Origin of the sequence: Streptacidiphilus melanogenes, assembly GCF_000787835.1 — a bacterium.
Taxonomy (GTDB): domain Bacteria; phylum Actinomycetota; class Actinomycetes; order Streptomycetales; family Streptomycetaceae; genus Streptacidiphilus; species Streptacidiphilus melanogenes.
Genome location: NZ_BBPP01000011.1, coordinates 133,814 through 154,828, shown reverse-complemented (window position 1 = coordinate 154,828; position 21,015 = coordinate 133,814). Strand labels below are relative to the sequence as shown.

Sequence of the window (21,015 nt, the reverse complement as noted above, 5' to 3'; positions counted from 1 at the left end):
GAACCGTGTCGCCGCAGCTCACGAGGAGGACGAGCGGATGTCCGAGACCACCACGCATCAGGAGTGGGTGCGACGCGCCCGCGAACTGCGGCCGCCCCAGGCCCACTTCGTCGACGGCAAGGAAGAGCCCGGAAGCGGCGCCACCTTCAAGGTCGTCTCCCCGCGCGACGGACGCGTGCTCGTCGAGGTCGCCGACGCGGGCGCCGAGGAGGTCGACGCCGCCGTCGCCGCCGCGCGCCGTGCCTTCGACTCCGGCCCCTGGCCCCGCCTCGCCCCCGCCGAACGCGGCCGCGTCCTGATCCGCCTCGCCGACCTGCTGGAACTGCACCGCGCCGAGCTCGCCCTCACCGTCAGCCTGGAGATGGGCAAGCCGATCAGCGACGCCTACGCGATCGAGCTGCGCGCCGCGATCACCACCTTCCGCTGGTACGGGCAGCTGGCGGACAAGGTCACCGACGAGTCCCCGCACGTCGCCCCCGACGCCCTGGCCCTGGTCACCCGCGAGGCCGCCGGGGTCGTCGGCGCGGTCGTGCCGTGGAACTTCCCGCTGACGCTCGCCGGTTGGAAGATCGCCCCGGCGCTCGCCGCCGGCTGCACCGTCGTGCTCAAGCCCTCGGAGTCCTCGCCGCTCTCCGCCCTGCTGCTGGCCCGGCTCGCCGCCGAGGCCGGACTGCCGCCGGGGGTGCTCAACGTCGTCGCCGGCGACGGCCCCACCGCCGGACGCGCGCTCGGCCTCCACCCCGACGTCGACGTGCTGGCCTTCACCGGCTCGACCCAGGTCGGCCGCCAGTTCCTGCACTACGCGGCGGACTCCAACCTCAAGCGCGTCTGGCTGGAGCTCGGCGGCAAGTCGCCCAACATCGTCCTGCCCGACGCCCCCGACCTCGACCGCGCCGCCGCGACCGCCGCCTGGGGCATCTTCTTCAACCAGGGCGAGATGTGCACCGCGCCCTCCCGGCTCCTCGTGCATCGCTCCGTGGCCGACCAGGTCGTCGACGCCGTCGTGCGCCGCGCCCGCGAGATCCGGGTCGGCGACCCGCTCGACCCCGCCACCGAGATGGGCGCCCTGGTCAGCGAGGCCCATCTGGGCCGCGTCCTCGACCACGTCACGACCGGCATCGACGAGGGTGCCCGGCTGCGCACCGGCGGCGGCCGCGTCGCCACCGAGACGGGCAGCTTCCTGCAGCCGACCGTCTTCGACCAGGTCGACCCCTCCATGCGGCTCGCCCGCGAGGAGATCTTCGGGCCCGTGCTCTCCGTGCTCACCTTCGACGACGTCGACGAAGCCGTCACGCTGGCCAACGCCACCGACTACGGCCTGGCGGCCGGGCTCTGGACCGCCGACCTCGCCACCGCCCACCGCGTCTCGCGCGCACTGCGCGCCGGAACAGTCTGGGTCAACTGCTACGAGGAGGGCGACCTCACCGTCCCCTTCGGCGGCGTCAAGCAGTCCGGCAACGGGCGCGACAAGTCCGCGCACGCCTTGGAGAAGTACACCGAACTCAAGACCACCTGGATCCAGCTGTGAACCACGTCTTCGCCCGTCCGCTGATCGCCGTGCCGGCGCGGTTCTCCGCCTCCACCTCCGCGCTGCGCATGGCCGCCGAGGTCAACGCCCGCGCGCTCGTCGAGTCCGTCTGGCGGGCCGGCGGCGAACCGGTGACCATCCACCCCCACGCGCCCGGCGGCGAGGCCGACCCCAACGAGGTCGCCGCCCGCCTCGGCGCGTTCGACGCCGTGCTGCTGCCCGGCGGCGGTGACCTCGCGCCGCGCCGCTACGGCGACGCCTCGATCCACGCGAGCGTCTACGACGTCGACGACGAGCAGGACGGCTTCGACCTCGCCGTCGCCCGCTACGCCCTCGACGCGGGCATGCCGATGCTGGCGATCTGCCGCGGACTGCAGGTCGTCAACACCGTCCTCGGTGGCACGCTCCACCAGGACATGGGCGGCCCCGGCCGCGACCACCGCCACCTGGTCCACCCGATCGCCCTCGACGCCGGCTCGGGCGTCGCCGACGCGGTCGGCGCGGACAAGCTGGACGGCTCCTGCTACCACCACCAGTGCGTGGACCGCCCCGGCTCCGGCCTCACCGTCACCGCCCGTGCCGCGGACGGCACCATCGAGGCCCTCGAACTGCGGGACCCGGCCGGTTGGTTCCTCGCGGTCCAGTGGCACCCCGAGGACACCGCAGCCGAAGACCCCTCCCAGCAAAGGCTGTTCGACGCCCTGGTCCGAAGCGCCTAGCCCGCTAGGAGCCGACAGCGTCCGTCCATGGCGTCACCACGACCTGGTGCTCGTCCTCGTAGACGATCCTGCCGGGGGCGGTGGACTCGACGCGTTCGTAGGCGACGCCGTGGGCGTCCAGGATGGCGAGGTAGCCGCCGGCTCGCTCGATCAGTTCCACGGCGGTGGCTTTGAACCACGAGGCCGCGCCCGGGTGGAGCTCGCGGTCGTACACCTGGGGGTCCACCGTCGACGGGTCGGTGTAGGCCGCTTCGAACCAGGCGTTGCCCTCTCGCCAGAACCGGTACTGCTCCTCGGTGAGGCGGCCCGCGTGGGCGAGTCCGTTGACCATGGCGAAGACGCCGGGGTGGTGGCCGCGGAGGTTGGGGGTGGTCCGCTGGTACCTCACGAGCAGGACGTCGGTCACTGCGCTCCTATCCCGGAAAGTGGCGTCAGGCGCGCTTCGGGCGGCGGCCGCTGCGGCGCGGGGCGGGGGTCTGGCCGTCGAGAAGAGTCAACCGGCGTTCCTCACCGTGCTGTTCGACCTGGAGGACGACCTCGCGCAGGCCGTCGGCCGTCCGGCGGCACTCCTCGTCGCTGAGGCGGCTGGTGACGAAAGCCTCCTCCTCGTTGAACGCCGGGAAGACCCGCTCCATCAGGGCGCGGCCCTGCGGCGTCAGGTCCAGCAGCACGAGCCTGCCGTCACTGGGGTGGCCCGCGCGGGAGATGAGGCCGCGGGACTCCAGGGTGCGGGCCACGCCGGTGAGCGTGCCCTTGGAGATGCCCGCCTCCTCGGCGACGTTCCGGGTCTCCGACTCGCCCCAGATCCAGATCACCCAGAGCACCACGAAGGCCGTCCAGGTCAGGTCGGCCTCGCGCAGCACGGAGTTCTCCAGGTGCTGCCGCACCGCGGACGCGGCCCGGTAGATGTTCGCGACGACGGCCATCTGCTCACGCCGCAGCGGTATCCCGCCGAGCCTGGCCTCGGCCAGCTTCTCGGCCTCGCTGAGGGAACGCTCCGAAGGCACCCGCCACACTCCCATCGTTCGGAGCCAAAATTGTACGGGCTCCGGGAGTGCTCCGGCACTGCGGTACGCCCCTCGGGACGGGGCCGCGGGGCCCGGGAGGGGGGAGCTCGGGCCCCGCGACACGGACGCTCCGAGCCGCGAGGTCGGGGAGCCCGCATCCCGCGACTACCCCGTCGACCTGCGACGAATCGGCCCGCGCAGGGGAGGGTTCCGCTGGGGTCGCCCGGGCGTGAGGACCGGCCGTCAGGCGAGGGTCGCCGCCGTGGTCTCCAGGGCGGCGAGGACCGGATGGATCAGGGGGTGGTGTTCGGCGCCGCCGCGGATGGCGGCGAAGACGCGGCGGGTGGCGGCCGCGCTGTCGACCGCGCGGACCGTGACGCGGGAGAGGTCGGTGCCGCGCAGCGCCGAGCGGGGGACCAGGGCGACGCCGGCGCCGGCCGAGGCGAGGGCGACCACCGCGCTGAAGTCGTCCGAGGAGTGCACCAGACGAGGGGTGAAGCCGGCCTGTTCGCAGGCGAGCAGGACGACGTCGTGGCAGGGGTTGCCGGGGTAGGGGCCGATCCAGGTCTCGGTGGCGAGGTCGGCCATCGCGACCGGCCCAGGGCCCGCCGCGAGGGGGTGGTCGAGCGGCAGCACCGCCTCGAAGGGCTCCGCGTAGAGCGGGAAGCGGGCCAGGCGGCCGTCGTCGGCGCGCGGTGCGCCGCGGTACTCGACGGCCACCGCGAGGTCGGCCTGCCCGTCCAGGACCATCGGCAGGCTGGCGTCGCCCTCGGCGTCCAGGACCTTGAGCCGGATTCCCGGGGCACTGGCGGCCAGCGCGCCGATCGCCGGGGCCAGCACCAGCGCGATGCCGGTGGCGAAGGACGCGACCGTCACCGTGCCGCGGGCGCCGCTCGCGTACGCCGCGAGGTCCGCCTCGGCGCGCTCCAGCTGGGCCAGCACGGCGTCGGCATGGCCGATGAGGATCTCACCCGCGGCGGTCAGCCGCACCCCGCGGCCGTCCCGGGTGAGCAGCGCGTGCCCGGTCTCCTGCTCCAGCGCCGCCAGCTGCTGGGAGACGGCCGACGGGGTGAGGTAGAGCGCAGCCGCCGCGGCGGTCACCGTCCGGTGGTCCGCCACGGCGCGCAGGGTCCGCAGGCGTCTCGCGTCGATCACCCATCCATTCTGCCAGCGGAGAGCGGGTGGCCGACGCGGTAGCCGATGCCCGGCAGAGCCGACGCTCCCAGCAGCCGGTCCAGGCCCGCTCAGCCGTGGCGGGCCCACGGCAACCCCCGGCCGAAGACCGGGCAGCGCGGACCAGGTGCGACGGACTCGGCGGGCGCGAGGTCGGCGGGCGGGAGCGCCCGGCCGTCAGGCCTCCAGTTCCTCCCGGGCGGCGACGAAGGCGGCCACGACGCGCTCGACGTCCTCGGTGGAGTGGGCGGCGGACAGCTGGACCCGGATCCGGGCCTGGCCGTGCGGGACCACCGGGTAGGAGAAGCCGATGACGTAGACGCCGCGCTCCAGCAGCAGCTCGGCGAGGCGGCCGGCCTTGGCCGCGTCGCCGACCATCACCGGGGCGATCGGGTGGTCGCCGGGCAGCACGTCGAAGCCGACCTCGGTCATCTTCGTGCGGAACAGCGCGGTGTTGGCGCGCAGCTGCTCGCGCAGCTCGTGCGAGGTCTCCAGCAGGTCGAGCACCTTCAGCGACGCGGCGGCGATCACCGGGGCGAGCGAGTTGGAGAACAGGTACGGGCGGGAGCGCTGGCGCAGCAGCGCCACGATCTCGGCGCGGGCCGCGACGTAGCCGCCGGAGGCGCCGCCCAGCGCCTTGCCCAGGGTGCCGGTGATGATGTCGACCCGGTCCATGACGCCGTGCAGCTCGGGGGTGCCGCGGCCGCCGGGGCCGACGAAGCCGACCGCGTGCGAGTCGTCGACCATGACCATCGCGTCGTAGCGGTCCGCCAGGTCGCAGATCTCGCGCAGCGGGGCGACGTAGCCGTCCATCGAGAAGACGCCGTCGGTGACGATCAGGCGGCGGCGGGCGTCCTGGCTCTCCTTGAGCCGCGTCTCCAGCTCGGTCAGGTCGCGGTTCGCGTAGCGCAGGCGACGGGCCTTGCTGAGCCGGATCCCGTCGATGATGCTCGCGTGGTTGAGCGCGTCGGAGATGACCGCGTCGCGCTCGTCCAGCAGGGTCTCGAAGACGCCGCCGTTGGCGTCGAAGCAGGAGGAGTAGAGGATCGTGTCCTCCTGCCCGAGGAACGCGGACAGCCGCGCCTCGAGCTCCTTGTGCACGTCCTGGGTGCCGCAGATGAAGCGGACCGAGGCCATGCCGTAGCCCCAGCGGTCCAGCGCCTCCTTGGCGGCCGTGACCACCTCGGGGTGGTCGGCCAGGCCCAGGTAGTTGTTGGCGCAGAAGTTCAGCACCTCACCGGCCTGGCCGCCGCCGGTGACCGTGACGGCGGCGCTCTGCGGGCTGCCGATCACCCGCTCGGGCTTGAACAGCCCCGCCTCGGTGATCTCGGCAAGGGTGCTCTGGATGTCCTGGCGGACGGAGTTGAACACGGCTCTCCTCAAGCGTGTCGGACGGTGGACGTCAGCGGGTGGTCTGCGGGTCTCAGACGGTGGACCAGTCGAGGATGATCTTGCCGCAGCGGCCGGCGGCCGCCTCGTCGAACGCGGCGTCGAAGTCCTTCGCGGCGTACCGGCCGGTGATCACCGGGGTCAGGTCGAGCCCGCCCTCGAGCAGCACCGACATCGCGTACCAGGTCTCGAACATCTCACGGCCGTAGATGCCCTTGATGGTGATCATCGAGGTGACCACCTTGGCCCAGTCGATCGGGAACTCCTCGGCCGGGAGGCCGAGCATCGCGATCTTCCCGCCGTGCGTCATGTTGGCGATCATGTCGCGCAGCGCCTCGGGACGGCCGGACATCTCCAGGCCGACGTCGAAGCCCTCACGCAGGCCGAGCTTCTGCTGGCCCTCCTCGATCGTGTGCTCCGAGACGTCCAGCGCCAGCGAGGCGCCGACCTGGCGGGCCAGGTCCAGGCGGTACGCGCTGACGTCGGTGATCATCACGTTTCGTGCGCCGGCGTGCTTGGCCACCGCGGCGGCCATGATGCCGATCGGACCGGCCCCGGTGACCAGCACGTCCTCGCCGACCAGCGGGAAGGAGAGCGCGGTGTGGACGGCGTTGCCGAACGGGTCGAAGATCGCGGCCACGTCCAGGTCGACCGGCACCCGGTGCACCCAGACGTTCGAGGCCGGCAGCGCGACGTACTCGGCGAAGGCGCCGTCCCGGTTGACGCCCAGGCCCACGGTGTTGCGGCAGAGGTGGCGGCGGCCCGCCAGGCAGTTGCGGCACTTGCCGCAGACCAGGTGCCCCTCGCCGCTGACCAGGTCGCCCACCGCGATGTCGGCGACCGCCGAGCCGATCGCGGCGACCTCGCCGACGAACTCGTGACCGATGGTCATCGGGGTGCGGATGGTCTGCTGGGCCCAGCCGTCCCACTTACGGATGTGCAGGTCGGTGCCGCAGATGCCGGTGCGCAGCACCTTGATCAGCACGTCGCCGTGGCCGATCTCCGGCTCGGGGACGTCGGTCAGCCAGAGGCCGGGCTCGGCGTGCTTCTTGACCAGTGCCTTCACAGCTGCGACTCCTGAGGCGTAGCGGAGACGGGGCCGCGTGGGGAGGCGCGGCACGGCCCGCGACGGTGCGTTCCGGTCCGGGCAACGCCAATGTGCCTGGTGGGAGGGGGTGCGGTCCATCGAGGAATTCTTAACAGGCGTCACAGCAGCGCTTCACGATCGCGTCCGACCTGCGGCCGTGCGACGCTCCTTTGCCCCGGTCGGCCCACGGTCGACGGCGGCCCGAGCCGCGCTCGGTTCGACGCCGAGTTCCGCGGCGAGTTCCGCGGCGAATCCGCGTCGCGTCCTGACGGCGCTCTGACGGCGCTCTGACGGCGTTCCGACGGCGTTCTGACGGGGCGGCAGGTGCGGTGTCGCAAGATCGCATCCCGCCCGGGGGCACCCCTCGGGCAGCAGGGACAATGGGGCCCGTGCGCTACCGCATCCTCGGCACCACCCAGGCCGTCCGCGACGACGGCACGCCCCTCCCCGTCGGCGGGGCGCGACTTCGTGCCCTGCTCACCGTGCTCGCCCTGCGGGCGCCGCGTGGCGTGCCCGTAGCCGTGCTCGTCGACGAGGTGTGGGGCGCGCAGCCGCCCGCCGAGGCCCACGGTGCGCTGCAGGCCCTGGTGACGCGGCTGCGCCGGGCTCTCGGGCCGGGCGCGATCGTCTCGGTCGACAGCGGGTACCGGCTTGCCGCCGTCCCCGAGGACGTCGACCTCTTCCGTTTCGACCGCCTCGCCGCGGACGGGGCCAGGGCCCTCGCCCAGGGCGACCCCGCGAGGGCCGCTGCCCTGCTGGACGAGTCCCTCGCCCTGTGGCAGGAGCCCGCGCTGGCCGACCTGCCCGACCGTGAGGCGGAGGCTCGCCGCTGGGAGGTCCGGCACACGGACGCGCGCCGGGCCCGCTTCGAAGCGCTGCTCGCGCTCGGCCGCGCGGAGGCGGTGCTGCCGGAGCTGACCGCTCTGTGCGACGCGTCCCCCCTGGACGAGCCGTTCCAGGCGCAGCGTCTGCGCGCGTTGCGCGACGCGGGCCGCACGGCGGAGGCGCTCGCCGCGTACGAGGACGTCCGCCGCACCCTCGCCGACCGCCTGGGCGCCGACCCGAGCGCCGCGCTCCGCGCCCTGCACGCCCAGATGCTCTCCCCGGTCGACCCCACCCCGAGCCCCGCGCCAGGCATGGCCCCCGGCATTGCGCCGATGCCGGGCTCCACCCCCGCGCCAGGCACCGCGTCCGCGCCGCGCTTCGCGCCCGCCCAGGGCACTGGGTCTGCGGCCGTGCCTGGTTCACCGCTCACGCCTGGTGCCGGGACGGCGCCCGGCACGGCGGACGGCATTGAACTCGCGCCCAGTTCCGGGGCCGCGCCTGCGCCCGGTTCTGAGGGGACGCACGGCCCCGCACCCGCTCCGGGTTCTGGGTACGCGCCGGGTCCCGCCCCCGCACCCCCAGCAGCGGACGTTTCCGGCGCGGGGATCGCCGCCGGGCTGGCCCGGAAGCCGGGGAATCTGCGGGCGCGGCTCACCTCGTTCGTCGGGCGTGGGGCCGACATCGAGGCGATCCGGGCGGATCTGGGGCGGGTGCGGCTGGTCACGTTGCTCGGGCCCGGCGGGGCGGGCAAGACGCGGCTGTCGCAGGAGGCCGCCGAGGGGCTGGCCGGGAGCGAGGGCGCGCGGGACGGCGTGTGGCTCGCCGAGCTGGCTCCCGTGCGCGACCCACGCGCCGTGCCGGAGGCCGTGGTCAGCGCGCTCGGTGTCCGGGAGACGGTGCTCCACGGCGCGGGCGCTGAGGAGCTGCGCGCCGTCTCCGAGCGGCACGGCGACGACCCGCTCGCGCGGCTCGTCGAGCACTGCGCCGACCGGCGCATGCTGCTCATCCTGGACAACTGCGAGCACGTGATCGACGCGGCCGCCGAGCTGGCCCAGCAACTGCTCGCCCGCTGCCCGGGGCTGACCGTCCTCGCGACCAGCCGCGAGCCGCTCGGAGTGCCGGGGGAGCTGCTGCGGCCCGTTGAGCCGCTGCCGCAGCCCTTCGCGCTGCGGCTGTTCGGCGAGCGTGGCAGCGCGGTGCGCCCGGGGTTCACCCCGGAGGAGGACCCGGAGGCCGTCGCGGAGATCTGCCGCCGCCTGGACGGGCTGCCGCTCGCCATCGAACTCGCGGCCGCCCGGCTGCGGATGCTCACGCCGCGGCAGATCGCCGACCGGCTCGACGACCGGTTCCGGCTGCTCACCTCCGGCGCTCGCACCGCGCTGCCCCGGCAGCAGACGCTCCGCGCGGTCGTGGACTGGTCCTGGGACCTGCTCGATGAGTCCGAGCGGGCCGTGCTCTCGGTGCTGTCCGTCTTCCGCGGCGGCTGCGATCTGGCGGCGGCCGAGGCCGTGTGCGGGCCGGACGCGCTGGACGCCCTGGCGTCGCTGGTCGACAAGTCCCTGGTCGTGGCCCGGCCCGACGAGGGCGACGCGGGCATGCGCTATCGGTTGCTGGAGACCGTCGCCGAGTACGCCGGCGACCGGCTCGACGAGCGCGGCCGGCGCGCCGAGGCCGAGCGCGCGCACCTCACCTACTACCGCGAACTCGCCCGCACCACCGATCCGTTGCTGCGCGGGCACGGCCAGCGCGCCGCGGTCGCCCGGCTCGAGCGCGACTACGAGAACCTGCGCACCGCGCTGCGCCGCGCCGTCGACGCCCGTGACGAGCAGGAGGCGATCAGCCTCGTGCTGTCGCTGAGCTGGTTCTGGCAGATGCGCGACCTGCGCGCCGACGCCCGCGCGTGGGCGGAGGCGGCCTCCGCGCTCGGCCCCGACCCCTTCGCCGGGCCCGTGCGCCCCGCGCCGCCGCTCTTCGAGCGCTGCACGGACGTCCCGCCCCCGCTGAGCGGGGACCTGCTCGACGAGGCCCGTCGGCAGGTCCAGCTGCACCGGCTGGCGTACCTGGACACCGAGACGGAGTGGTGGCAGTCGGAGGAGGGCCGGGCCCGGCTGCGCGCCATCATCGACACCTACCGCGCCGACCTGCCGCAGGCCTGCCGCCCGCCCGGAAACGTGTGGTACTTCGCGGTGCTGATGTCCGGCAACCCGGACCGGCTCCACGAGCTCACCGACGTCACCGCGCGCACCTGCCGCGAACTCGGCTACGACTGGGAGCTCGCCCTGGTCCTCCAGCTGCGCGCCAACCTCCTGGCCAACCGCAGCGAGTGGGCGCAGCAGGCGCTCGCGGACGCCGACGAGGCGATGGGGATCTTCACCCGGCTCGGCGACGAGTGGGGTGTCGCCGAGTCGCTATCGGCCCGTGGGGAGGCGCACGAGAAGCTCGGCCGCTACGTCGAGGCCACGGCCGACTACACCCGCGCCCGCGAGCTCGCCGAGGAGATGGGCGCCCACACCCAGGTGACGATCCTTCAGGTGCGGCTCGGGCAGGTGCTGATCGAGCAGGGCGAGGGGGAGCGCGGCGAGCGGATGCTGTGGGAGACCCTGGAGTCGTCGCGCCGGCTGGCGAACGAGGCGCGGCCTGCGGCCAGGATGTTCCTGGTCCTGCGGCTCGGCGAGACCGGCCGTACCGCCCAGGCCCGCGAGCAGCTCACCCTGTTGCGCACGGACGCCACCTCGAACGACGTCCCGTTCGTCCACGGCGTGCTCGCGGGGATGGAGGCGATGATCGACGTCCTGGACCGGCGCACCGAGGCCGCCCTGGAGCAGGTGGCGCGCGCCCTCGACCTCGGCGACGACCCGCTGGTCTCAGTGATCATGCCGCATCTGCGGGCGCAGCATCTGCTCACCGCGGCCCGTGCCCTCACCCAGCGCGGCGACGAGGCCGGCGCGCTGCGGGCCGCCCGGCTCGTCGGCGCGGCGGACGCGTCGCTGCCGGACGGGCACGTGCGGGCGCCCACGGAGCGGCGCTGGCGGACCGCGGCCGAGGCGGAGGTGCGGGCCCTGCTCGGCGGGGAACGGTACGACGGCGCCTACGCCGAGGGCGGCGGCCTCTCCCCGGAGGAGGCCACCGCCCTGCTGTGACGCGGACCGATGCGGGCCGACGCGGATCCGACCCGGACCGACGCGGCCCGTCGCGGACCCGGGTGCGGCCGGTCAGGCCTTCTTGGTGAACTTGCGGATCGCGACCGGCGCCATGACCAGCGTCAGTCCGGCGGTCCAGGCGAGCGTGACGGTCAGGCCGTGGCCGATGGGGCCGCCCGTCATCAGGCCACGGGACGCGTCCGCGAGGGCGGACATCGGGTTGTACTTGGTGAAGTTCTCCAGCCAGCCCGGCATCGAGTTGGTCGGCGCGAAGATCGACGAACCGAACTGCAGCGGCATCATCACCAGGAAGCCCATCGCCTGGACGGACTGGGCGTTCTTCATGGTCACACCGAGGACCAGGAAGATCCACATGATGGCGGAGCCGAACAGCGCGGTCAGCCCGATGGCCCCGAGCAGGCCGCCCCAGTGGCCGTGGATGTCGAAGCCGACCAGGAGCGCGACGACCATCTGGATGGTCACGGCGACGAGGAGACGGACCAGCTCCACCGAGATCTTCGCGATCAGCACGGAGCCGCGTCCGATCGGCAGGGACCGGAAGCGGTCCATGATGCCCTTGTTGAAGTCCTCGTTGAAGCCGGTGCCGACGCCCTGCGCGATGTTCATGCTCATCATCGCGATCATGCCGGGGATCACGTACTGGACGTACGCCGCCTGACCGCCGCCGAGCGCCTGGCCGATCGAGCCGCCGAAGACGTAGACGAAGAGCAGGGTGAAGATGATGGGCATCAGGACCGCGTCCATCATGGACTCCGGATCCTGCTTGATCCACAGCAGGTTGCGGCGGATCAGTGCGCCGGTGTGGCGCAGATGGCCGCGCAGACTGATCTTGGGGTCGGCCTGGATCGTGATCGTGGGGGCCGTGGGGGACAGGGTGGCGGTGCTCATACGGCGACCTCCTCAAGCTCGCGCGCGGCCTGCTGCGGGGCGGACGCCTTCTGGCCGGTGAGGGACAGGAACACTTCGTCCAGGCTGGGCAGCTCGACGGAGATCGAGCCGATGGTGATGCCGCGGGCGGTGACCGCGCCGACGGCTGCGGTCAACTGGTCGTCGCTGACGACCGGCACGAGGACCTCGCCCGACTCGGGGTCGATCACCGCGCCGGCGCCGGCCAGTCGGCGCTCCTCCAGGGCGTCCGCCAGCGGGCGCAGCTCGCGCGGGTCGGCCGGGCGGATCCGCAGGGTACGGCCGCCGACCTTCGCCTTGAGCTCGTCGATCCCGCCGTTGGCGATGACCCGCCCGCGGTCGATGACGGTCAGCTCAGAGGCCAGCTGCTCGGCCTCCTCCATGTACTGGGTGGTGAGCAGCACCGTCACGCCGTCACGCACCATGCCGGTGACCTCGGCCCACACCTCGTTGCGGGTGCGCGGGTCGAGGCCGGTCGTCGGCTCGTCCAGGTACAGCACGTGCGGGCGGCCGATCATCGACGCGGCGAGGTCGAGGCGGCGGCGCATGCCGCCGGAGTAGGTACGGGCGGGACGGGTCGCGGCGTCCGTGAGCGAGAAGCGCTCGAGCAGCGCGTCCGCGCGGGAGCGCGCCTCCTTGCGGGACAGGTCCAGCAGTCGGCCGATGAGGTAGAGGTTCTCCCGGCCGGAGAGCTTCTCGTCGACCGAGGCGTACTGGCCGGTCAGGCCGATCACCCGGCGCAGCTGCCGGGGCTGCCGCACCACGTCGTACCCGGCGACGACGGCCTGGCCGGCGTCGGGGGTGATCAGGGTGGACAGGCAGCGGACGAGGGTGGTCTTGCCGGCGCCGTTCGGGCCGAGGACACCGAGGACCGTGCCCTCGTGCACGTCCAGGTCCACCCCGTCGAGTGCCTTGGTCTCGCCGAAGTGCTTGACCAGCCCCCGCACGGACACGGCCACCGGGCGGCCGGATTCGGGGTTCTTGTCGGTTCGCGTCATGCCCTCAAGGTGCGGGACCCCGCTGACACCGCGCTGATACGGCCCCGAGGCCGCTGACGAAACGCTGACAGCCTCCGCTGACAAACCGCTGACAGCCCCAGGCCGGTGCTCCGCGACGGCGGCTCAGGACCCGCCCGCGGAGAGAAGGACGGTGATCAGCTCCCGTCGGCTGCCCACGCCGAAGCGGGCGAAGACCGCCGTCAGGTGCTCCTGGACGGTGTAGGCGGACACGTGCAGCCGGGCCACGATCTCCCTGGTCGAGCACCCTTGAAGGACCAGGGCCGTCACCCGGTGCTGCGCGGGGGTGAGCCCGTGGGCGGCCAGGAGCAGGGATCCGACCTCGGCGGGGCGGGCGGGTTCGACCAGCACGCAGACCTGGTCCCCGGCGGGACCCCGCAGGCGGGTGGTGTGCAGGGCCAGCCAGCGGCCGTCGCCGGTCCGCAGCCGCACCGAGCCTGCGCGGTCCGGCGCGTTCGGCCCCTGGGCCCCCGGCCCCGGGGCGTCCTCGGGCCACGCCAGGCGCACGGCCGCGGAGTAGACGGCCAGGGGCAGCCCACGGACCCGGGGTCCCGGAATGCGGGCGAGCCACCGTTCCGCCTCGGCGCTGGTCGAGAGCACGGTGAGGTCCCTGTCGAGCACGATGACGCCCGGGGCGCCCGCGCCCGACGCCCCCGGAGCCCCGCGCGGCGCAGTCCCCCGGACGACGCTGCGGCGCAGTCCCTCGGCGAGGTGCGGGGCGATCCTCCTGAGGACGGCGAGGTCCTGCCCGGAGAAGCCCGCCTCGGCGTCCGCGCGGTGCAGGCACAGCACGCCCCAGCAGTCGTGGCCCGCGACCAGGGCGGCCCGGAGCTCGTCCCCGAGCCCCAGACCGGCCATGAACTCCCGGTAGCGGGCGCTGGCCGCGCGCCGACCCCGGGTGGCCCGGTCCAGCGACGTCACCGTGTTCGGCCCCCGGGCGAGCGTGGCGAACTTGTTGACGTCGTCGCGTCCGAACTCGTTGTCGAGGAAGAGCGGGGTGACGCCGGACAGCGGCTCCTCGGCGACCGCCGACGTGAACAGCAGGGTCGCCGGGTCGACGGTGCCGAGGAACGCCGCCTCGACGGAAAGGACCCCCGGCAGGCGGCGCAGCACCTCGGCGGTGAGCCCGGGCGCGTCCAGACCGGTGTAGCAGCAGTCGATCAACCGCTCGACGTGTCGTTCCCGAAGGCCGGTGGCCATGACACCGACGCTACGCCGGGGTCGGCGCCGGCACGAGCCCGAGCTGGCGCAGCAGGCCGAGGTCGTCCAGCCGTCCCCAGCGCTCGACGATGCGGCCGCCCCGGATCCGGAAGATGTTGATCCCCTGGAGGACCACCGTGCGTCCGTCTCCGGCGACGCCCATCACCTCGCCCCGTTGGGTGCCGGAGGCCGTGAACCGCTCGACGACGAGGTCACCCTCGCCGACCAGGAAGTCCAGCTCGGAGTGCCAGTCGGGGAAGGCTTCCCGGAACATGGCTCCGGCGGCCCGCATGCCCTCCCGGTCCGCACCGAGACCCAGAGGCGGATCATGGTTGACGAAGTCCTCGGCGAGCCAGGTGTCGACGGCCGCGAGGTCGCCCCTGGTAAACAGGGCGTCGATGAACGCGGTCACCGCCTGCTTGTTCTGCTCGATCGTGTTCTGTTCGGTGGTGTCGGTCTTGGTGTCCATACCGCGATCCTCGACGCGCGGTGAGGGACGCGGAACCCCAGCTCTCTGGGGTTTCCACGTGGGGTTCGCCGGCTTGGAACTCTGGGCTCCGTATGGTCTGGAGCGCAGCGTAGCGCAGGCGGACTGTCCGTAGCAGGCCCTCGACGTCGGCTGCGGCCAACGTAGGTGAGACCGCGGGGCGGGAGCGGCGGGGTTCAGGGGAGCCGCTGTTCCGTCCAGATGATCTTTCCGCGGTCGGTGTAGCGGGTGCCCCAGCGCTCCGACATGTGGGCCACCAGGAACAGGCCGCGACCGCCCTCGTCCGTGCTCGCCGCGTAGCGGACGTGCGGCGCCGTGCTGCTGCCGTCGGAGACCTCGCAGACCAGGGAGCGTGAGCGGAGGAGCCGGACCGTGATCGGGCCGCGGCCGTGGCGGATGGCGTTGGTGATCAGCTCGCTGAGGATCAGTTCGGTCGTGAAGGCGAGGTCGTCGAGGTTCCAGCGGTGCAGCTGGCGGGTCGCCTTCGCCCGGACCTCCGCGACCTCGGCGGGGTCGGCGGGGACGTCGAAGGTGGCCACGTGGTCGGCGGGAAGCCCCTGGGCCCGCGCGACGAGCAGGGCGACGTCGTCGGGCGCCTCGCCCGCCTCGTCCGCGGGCAGCAGCGCCGAGATGACCGCGTCGCACAGACGCCCGGGGGAGGAGTCCCCGTCCTGACGGACCGTCCGCAGCAGCAGGTCCAGGCCGACGTCGATGTCGCGGTCCCGACGCTCGACCAGACCGTCGGTGAAGAGCAGGAGTTGAGCCCCGTCCGGCAGCGGCAGCTCGACCGCCTCGAAGGGCATCCCGCCGAGACCGAGCGGCGGCCCGGCTGGGACGTCGGCGAAGGCCGTCCGGCCGTCCGGCTGGACCAGCAGCGGCGGCAGGTGCCCGGCCCGTGCCACCGCCACCTGTCGGGCCACCGGATCGTAGACGGCGTAGACGCAGGTGGCGCCGATGATGTCGTTGTGGCCTCCGGCCGCGCCGCGTTCCTCGTCGAGACGGCTGACCACGTCGTCGAGGTGGGCCAGCAACTCGGCGGGAGGCAGGTTCAGGTGGGACACGTTGTGCACGGCCGTGCGCAGCCGCCCCATGGTCGCGGCGGCGCTGAGACCGTGCCCGACCACGTCCCCGACGACCAGCGCGACCCGGGCGCCGGACAGCGGGATGACGTCGAACCAGTCCCCGCCCGCCCCGGCCTGCGCCGGCAGGTAGCGGAAGGCCGTGTCGACCGTCTCGAGCTTCGGCAGGTCCAGGGGCAGCAGGCTGCGCTGCAGGGCGGCGGCGAGGATCTGGTTGCCGGAGACCGCCGAGACGATCTGCTCCTGGCCGGCGTAGCGGGTCTCGAAGACCCCCGCGTTGCGGCCCAGCCGCAGCACGGCGACGCGGTCGGCGACCTCCAGCACGTCGTCGATGTTGTGACTGACCAGGACGATCCCCAGCCGGCTGCGGCGCAGCCGGCGGACGAGCTGGAGCAGGAGCGCGCTCTGCTGCGGGTCCAGCCCGGCGGTGGGCTCGTCCAGCAGGAGCAGCGCCGGATCGTCGATCAGCGCCCCGGCGATCGCGATCGACTGGCGCTCCGCGGCGGTCAGCGCCGCCAGCGGCGCCCGCAGGTCGGCGATGCGCACCCGCAGGCAGTCCAGCAGCCGACGCGCCCGCTGCTCCATGCCGACCTCGTCGAGGAGCCCGAAGCGGCGCAGCTCCCGCCCCAGGAAGAGCTGGGAGATCACGTCGAGGTTGAGGCACAGCTGCTGGTCCTGGTGCACGGCGGCCACGCCGAGCCGTCGGACCGCACGCGGCTTGCGCAGGTCCAGGGGCTCGCCCTGCCACAGGGCGTCGCCGCTGTCAGGCGCCTCGACGCCGGCCATCACCCGGATCAGCGTGGACTTGCCGGCGCCGCTCTCGCCGACGATCGCGACCACCTCGCCCGCTCTCACGTCGAGGTCGACGCCCACGAGTGCTCGCACGGCGCCGAAGCGCTTGGAGACGCCACGCAGGGACAGCAACGGTGAATCAGCCATGCGGCGCGATGTCCTCTCCCGGTGCGAGTCCCTCCAGTCTCCCGCGAAGCGGCCGCGCAGCCGACCCCCACGCGCCGGGCTGTTCGGGCGACCGAGGGGCTTGGCGGTCGCCCGCGGGAGCCCCTCGTCGCCTGGAACGGCCGATCCGGAGGGCGCATGGTGGACGTGTGGCAGAACGCAAGGGCAGTCACCCGCGGTGGCCGTCGTGGCGGCCCCGCCATGCGCTGGCCCTGGTGCCGCTCGCTTTCGTCGTCGCGGTCACCCTCGTCGACGTGCTGACCCCCGACGACGTGCACTACGGGGTGCTGCTGGTGCTGGCGCCCCTGATCGCGGCGCTGATCGGCGGAGCCTGGCTGACGGCCGTGGTCGGGCTGGCGGCCGTCTGCGCCCAGATCTTCATCGCCGCCCGCCTGGACGTCCTCGACATCCAGCGTGAGGAGGCCGTCCAGATCATGGCCACCACCGCGCTGTCCACGCTGGTGGTGGTGGCGTCCAGGATCCGTGACCGGCGGCTGCAGGAGCTGGAGCAGATCCGGTCGGTATCCGAGGCGGCCCAGCGTGCGCTGATGCGCCCGTTGCCGAACCGCCTCGGTCGGCTGCGGGTCGCCTCGTTCTACCTCGCCGCGGCCGACCAGGCCGAGATCGGCGGCGACCTCTACACGGCCACGCGCACCCACCAGGGCACCCGCATGATCATCGGGGATGTCCGGGGCAAGGGCCTGACCGCCGTCGGCGAGTCGGCGCTGCTGATCGGCGCGTTCCGCGAGGCCGCGGACAGCCACGCCAAACTGCCCGACCTCGCCGCGGCGCTCGACCTCAGCGTGAGCCGCTACCTGGCCGACTTCGTCGACGACTACGCCCACGCGGCCGAACACTTCATCACCGCGCTGCTGCTCCACATCCCGAACCACGAGCCCTTCGTGCAGATCACCAACTGCGGGCACCCGCCGCCGCTGCTGATCCACGACGGCGAGGTGCGCGTCCTCGACAGCGCCAACCCGATCCCGCCGCTGGGCATGCACCTGCTGGCGGTGACCGAGTACGTCGTGGACAGCGTCCCCTTCGGCGCCGGGGACACCCTGCTGCTGTACACCGACGGAGTCGTCGAGGCCCGGAACCGCGTGGGGGAGTTCTACCCCTTGGCCGAACGTGTCCGCCGGTGGACGGACCAGGCCCCCGAGGCGCTGCTGCAGCACCTGAGGCGAGACCTGCTCGCCCACTGCGGCGGAAGACTGGGCGATGACGCGGCCGCCATCGCGATCCGCCAGTCCGAGGCCGTGGCCGGTCAGCGCCCGTAGTTCTCGACGGGCCCGGCGGAGCCGGCGGGGTACTCCTGCAGCGGGACGAGGTCGCGGTTCCAGGCCGACAACACGGGGGCGAGGATGCGCCAGGCCTCCTCCGCCTCGTCGCCGCGGATGGACAGGGCGGGGTTTCCGGTCAGCACATCCAGGAGCAGGCGGCCGTAGGCGGGCAGTTCCGGAGGCTGCATGCGGGCTTGGAGCGTCAGCGGCGCCAGGGTGTGGGTGTGGGCGCCCGTGCCGGTCAGCTGGAGGGTCAGGTCCTCGGGATCGAGGCCGAAGCACAGCAGGTTGGGAGCCGCCTCCTCGTCCTCGCCGAACGGCAGGTGGGGGACGGGCCGGAAGCGGACGGCGACCTCCTTGCGGTCGGCGCCGAGCGCCTTGCCGCTGCGGAGCCGGAAGACGGTTCCCGACCAGCGCCAGTTGTCGAGTTCGAGCTCCACCTCGGCGAAGGTCTCGGTGCGGCGCGCCGGGTCCACGCCGTCCTCGGCGGCGTAGGAGGGGACGGCGCGTCCGTCGATCCGGCCTGCGGTGTAGCGTGCGCGGCGGGTCCGGCGCAGCGCGTCCGCCTCGGTGAGAGGCCGCACCGAACGCAGCACGTCGACCTTGCGGTTGCGCAGGTCGCGTTCGTCGAGGCTGACCGGCGGCTCCATGGCGACCAGGCAGAGCAGTTGCAGCAGGTGGTTCTGGAGCATGTCCTTGAGCGCGCCGACGCCGTCGTAGTATCCGGCCCGGCCCTCCAGGGCGAGGGTCTCGTCCCAGACGATGTCCACCTCGGCGATGTGCGTGCTGTTCCAGATCGGTTCCAGGACGCGGTTGGCGAGCCGGATGCCGAGCAGGTTCTGGACGGTGGTCATGGCCAGGAAGTGGTCGACCCGGAACACCGCGGGCTCGGGGACCAGGTCGGCCAGGAGCCTGTTGAGCTCCACCGCGCCGTCCAGGTTCTCGCCGAACGGCTTCTCCAGCACGATCCTGCTGTCCGCGGGCAGGCCCGCACGGTGCAGGGAGGTGACGGCGGCGGGGAACAGCGCCGGGGGCAGGGCGAGGTAGACGGCGACCGGCCCCTCGCCGGCGACGGCCGCCGCCACGTCGGCCGGCTCGGTGACGTCGGCGCGCCGGAACTCGGCGCAGTCGGCGACGGCCCGCCTCGCGTCGGCCGGGAACTCGGCGCCGTAGCGGTCGAGCTGCTCCTCGGCCCAGGCGCGGAACCGTCCGCTGTCCCAGCTGCTGCGGTCGGCGCCGACCAGCCGGAAGCCCGCGCCGAGGCAGCCGGAGGCGTGCAGGGCGGCCAGCCCGGGCAGCAGGTACCGCGCGCTGAGGTCGCCTGTCGCGCCGAAGACGACGAGCCGGTCGATCATGCGGGGCCGCCCGCGGCCGCGCGGGCCAGGTTCACACCGCTGGCGATGATGCCGATGTGGCTGAACGCCTGGGGGAAGTTGCCCATGAACTCTCCCGTCGAGGGGTGGATCTGCTCCGAGAGCAGCCCGAGCGGGCTCGCCCGGCGGCACAGTACGTCGTAGAGCTCGGCGGCCTCGTCGAGCCGTCCCTGCGCGGTCAGGTTGTCGACGAGCCAGAAACTGCACAGCACGAAGGCGCCCTCGTCGCCGGGCAGGCCGTCGGGCGACTCGTCGTGCAGGTAGCGGTAGAGCAGGCCGCCGCCCGCGGACAGCCGGCCGGCGACGGCCGCGGTCGTCGCCACCATGCGCGGGTGGTCGGCCGGCACGACCTGGCGCAGCGGGAGGGCCAGCAGGCTGGCGTCCAGTCCACCACCGCCGTCGAGGTGTTCGCTGAGGGTCTGCGCGTCCTCGTCCCAGGACTCCTCCAGGATCAGCCGGCGCAGCTTCTCGGCCGAGGTCCGCCATCCCGCGGTCTTCTCGGAGCGCCCCAGCCGCTCGCCGATCACGGCCGCCCGGTCCAATGCCACCTGGCACATCGCCGCCGAGTAGGTGAACACCCGGCCCTCGCTGCGCACCTCCCAGATGCCCTGGTCGGGCTGGATCCAGGCCTTCTCGGCCGCGTCGGCGAGGCCCGACAGACCCGCCCACAGGGCGGGCTCCAGCTCGCCGCCGGCGCGCAGCCACTGGTCCGCGCAGTCCAGCACCTCGCCGTACACGTCGTGCTGGCGCTGGTCGGCCGCACCGTTGCCCCAGCGCACCGGTGCCGAGCGCCGGTAACCCTCCAGCTCGGCGTCCTCGATCTCGTCGGGCACGGGACGGCCGTCGAGGTCGTACATGATCCGTGGGCTGCCGCTGCGTTCGAACGCGTCGAGCACCCAGCCCAGGAACGCGTCGGCCTCCCCGCCGAAGCCGACACGGCGCATGGCGAACACCGCGTAGGCGGCGTCGCGGATCCAGGTGTAGCGGTAGTCCCAGTTGCGCACGCCCCCGATGGGCGCGGGCAGGGAGGAGGTGGGCGCGGCGACCAGGGAGCCGTTGGCCCAGTCGTCGCACAGCTTCAGCGTGATCGCCGAGCGCCGCACGAGCGGCTCCTGCGGGCCGGCGTAGGCGAAGCCCGCCATCCAGCGGCGCCAGGCGTCGGCGGTGCCGCGCAGCATCGCCTCCGCGTCGAAGCGGTGGTGGCGGTGGAAACGGCCCCAGGACAGGACCAGGTCGAGGCGGTCGCCCCGATGCAGGTCGTGCGTGGTGTGCAGCGAGTCCAGGGGGAGGTTGGAGCGCAGGTGCAGCCGGAGGTCCGGCCGCCGCGGCACCTGGATCTCCAGGCCGCTGAACAGGGCGCGGGTCAACGCGCCGCCGCGCGGCTCCAAATCGACCCGCAGGCGGACGTCGCCGTCGAGCACCAGGGCCGAGCGGACGAGCTCGGACCGGCTCTGCGGGGCGTCGTCGGTCAGGTCCGCGCCCGAGCGCAGGAGCAGGGCGTCTGTGACCCTGACCAGGCCGGCGGGGCCGCGCATCTCGGTCACCAGGACGCCGGTGTCGGGCTCGTAGCGCTGCCGGGCCTCCGTCAGGCCGTCGGGCGCCACGGTGAAGTGGCCCCCGCGGGCGTGGTCGAGCAGGCCGCAGAAGAGCGGCTCGGAGCCGAACCGGGGCAGGCACATCCACCCGATGGAGCCGTCCAGCCCGACCAGGGCCGCGGTGCTGCCGTCCCCGACGAGCCCGAAGTCCTCCAGCGGGAGATAGCCGTCCCGTGCGCGCACCGGCCGGAACGGCGGATCGACGTTAAGCATGCTGCCCTGCGCTTCCT

15 protein-coding genes and 2 pseudogenes are annotated in these 21,015 nt (G+C 73.5%); 4 read left to right on the top strand and 13 right to left on the bottom strand.

The genetic code is table 11. The features are described from left to right. Nucleotides 1–37: 37 nt before the first annotated feature. Both TR49_RS15285 and TR49_RS15280 read left to right on the top strand, forming a co-directional pair. The gene (locus TR49_RS15285) at nt 38–1,528 is read left to right on the top strand and encodes an aldehyde dehydrogenase (protein ID WP_042381923.1); all 1,491 of its coding nucleotides are present in this window, start codon (nt 38–40) and stop codon (nt 1,526–1,528) included. Continuing rightward, nucleotides 1,525–2,247 carry a gamma-glutamyl-gamma-aminobutyrate hydrolase family protein gene (locus TR49_RS15280; protein WP_268874082.1) on the top strand — a complete coding sequence of 241 codons (723 nt, stop codon included), beginning with the start codon at nt 1,525–1,527 and terminating at the stop codon, nt 2,245–2,247. Before TR49_RS15285 ends, TR49_RS15280 begins: the two co-directional genes overlap by 4 nt. A gap of 4 nt (nt 2,248–2,251) precedes the next feature. On the opposite strand, the gene TR49_RS15275 is transcribed toward TR49_RS15280, so the two are convergent. The 5 genes from TR49_RS15275 to tdh all read right to left on the bottom strand — a co-directional run bounded on the left by TR49_RS15275 (nt 2,252) and on the right by tdh (nt 6,882). Next, a complete protein-coding gene (locus tag TR49_RS15275) occupies nt 2,252–2,653 on the bottom strand; it encodes a hypothetical protein (protein ID WP_042381920.1) in 402 nt (133 codons plus the stop codon). 25 nt (nt 2,654–2,678) lie between these two features. Next, nucleotides 2,679–3,254 carry a MarR family winged helix-turn-helix transcriptional regulator gene (locus TR49_RS15270; RefSeq protein ID WP_042382077.1) on the bottom strand — a complete coding sequence of 192 codons (576 nt, stop codon included), beginning with the start codon at nt 3,252–3,254 and terminating at the stop codon, nt 2,679–2,681. A gap of 243 nt (nt 3,255–3,497) precedes the next feature. Continuing rightward, nucleotides 3,498–4,409 (bottom strand): LysR family transcriptional regulator, encoded by a 912-nt coding sequence (locus tag TR49_RS15265; protein WP_042381917.1) that lies wholly within the window; start codon nt 4,407–4,409, stop codon nt 3,498–3,500. Between the two features lie 195 nt (nt 4,410–4,604). Then, complete coding sequence (locus tag TR49_RS15260; protein ID WP_042381916.1) at nt 4,605–5,798, bottom strand: glycine C-acetyltransferase; 1,194 nt, start codon at nt 5,796–5,798, stop codon at nt 4,605–4,607. A gap of 52 nt (nt 5,799–5,850) precedes the next feature. Then, nucleotides 5,851–6,882 carry an L-threonine 3-dehydrogenase gene (gene tdh / locus TR49_RS15255; protein WP_042381913.1) on the bottom strand — a complete coding sequence of 344 codons (1,032 nt, stop codon included), beginning with the start codon at nt 6,880–6,882 and terminating at the stop codon, nt 5,851–5,853. Between the two features lie 401 nt (nt 6,883–7,283). On the opposite strand from tdh, the gene TR49_RS15250 reads away from it, so the two are divergent. Beyond that, nucleotides 7,284–10,868 (top strand): AfsR/SARP family transcriptional regulator, encoded by a 3,585-nt coding sequence (locus tag TR49_RS15250; RefSeq protein ID WP_042381911.1) that lies wholly within the window; start codon nt 7,284–7,286, stop codon nt 10,866–10,868. 72 nt (nt 10,869–10,940) lie between these two features. Here TR49_RS15250 and TR49_RS15245 read toward each other — a convergent pair whose 3' ends face one another. From TR49_RS15245 to TR49_RS45560, 6 genes and pseudogenes are all read right to left on the bottom strand, one after another. Then, nucleotides 10,941–11,777 (bottom strand): ABC transporter permease, encoded by an 837-nt coding sequence (locus TR49_RS15245; protein ID WP_042381909.1) that lies wholly within the window; start codon nt 11,775–11,777, stop codon nt 10,941–10,943. Then, complete coding sequence (locus TR49_RS15240) at nt 11,774–12,793, bottom strand: ATP-binding cassette domain-containing protein (protein ID WP_042381907.1); 1,020 nt, start codon at nt 12,791–12,793, stop codon at nt 11,774–11,776. Before TR49_RS15240 ends, TR49_RS15245 begins: the two co-directional genes overlap by 4 nt. A gap of 123 nt (nt 12,794–12,916) precedes the next feature. Continuing rightward, complete coding sequence (locus tag TR49_RS15235; RefSeq protein ID WP_042381904.1) at nt 12,917–14,011, bottom strand: LuxR C-terminal-related transcriptional regulator; 1,095 nt, start codon at nt 14,009–14,011, stop codon at nt 12,917–12,919. A gap of 10 nt (nt 14,012–14,021) precedes the next feature. Next, complete coding sequence (locus TR49_RS15230; protein WP_042381902.1) at nt 14,022–14,480, bottom strand: ester cyclase; 459 nt, start codon at nt 14,478–14,480, stop codon at nt 14,022–14,024. 194 nt (nt 14,481–14,674) lie between these two features. Then, a pseudogene (locus TR49_RS45565) lies at nt 14,675–15,784 on the bottom strand (ATP-binding SpoIIE family protein phosphatase); the annotation flags it as partial. A 138-nt stretch (nt 15,785–15,922) separates the two neighbouring features. Beyond that, nucleotides 15,923–16,516, bottom strand: a pseudogene (locus tag TR49_RS45560) (ATP-binding cassette domain-containing protein); the annotation flags it as partial. A 167-nt stretch (nt 16,517–16,683) separates the two neighbouring features. Here TR49_RS45560 and TR49_RS15220 point away from each other — a divergent pair. Next, entirely contained in the window at nt 16,684–17,814 is a 1,131-nt protein-coding gene (locus tag TR49_RS15220) for a PP2C family protein-serine/threonine phosphatase (RefSeq protein ID WP_052434313.1), read from the top strand. Here TR49_RS15220 and TR49_RS15215 read toward each other — a convergent pair. After that, nucleotides 17,802–19,172, bottom strand: coding sequence for a glucose-6-phosphate dehydrogenase (locus TR49_RS15215; RefSeq protein WP_042381901.1), 1,371 nt, complete (start codon nt 19,170–19,172; stop codon nt 17,802–17,804). The two genes, TR49_RS15220 and TR49_RS15215, sit on opposite strands and share 13 nt — an antisense overlap. Beyond that, on the bottom strand, nt 19,169–20,998 hold the full coding sequence (locus TR49_RS15210; RefSeq protein ID WP_042381899.1) for a glycoside hydrolase family 15 protein: 1,830 nt from the start codon (nt 20,996–20,998) through the stop codon (nt 19,169–19,171). The genes TR49_RS15215 and TR49_RS15210 overlap by 4 nt, the downstream gene beginning before the upstream one ends. Between the last annotated feature and the right edge of the window lie 17 nt (nt 20,999–21,015).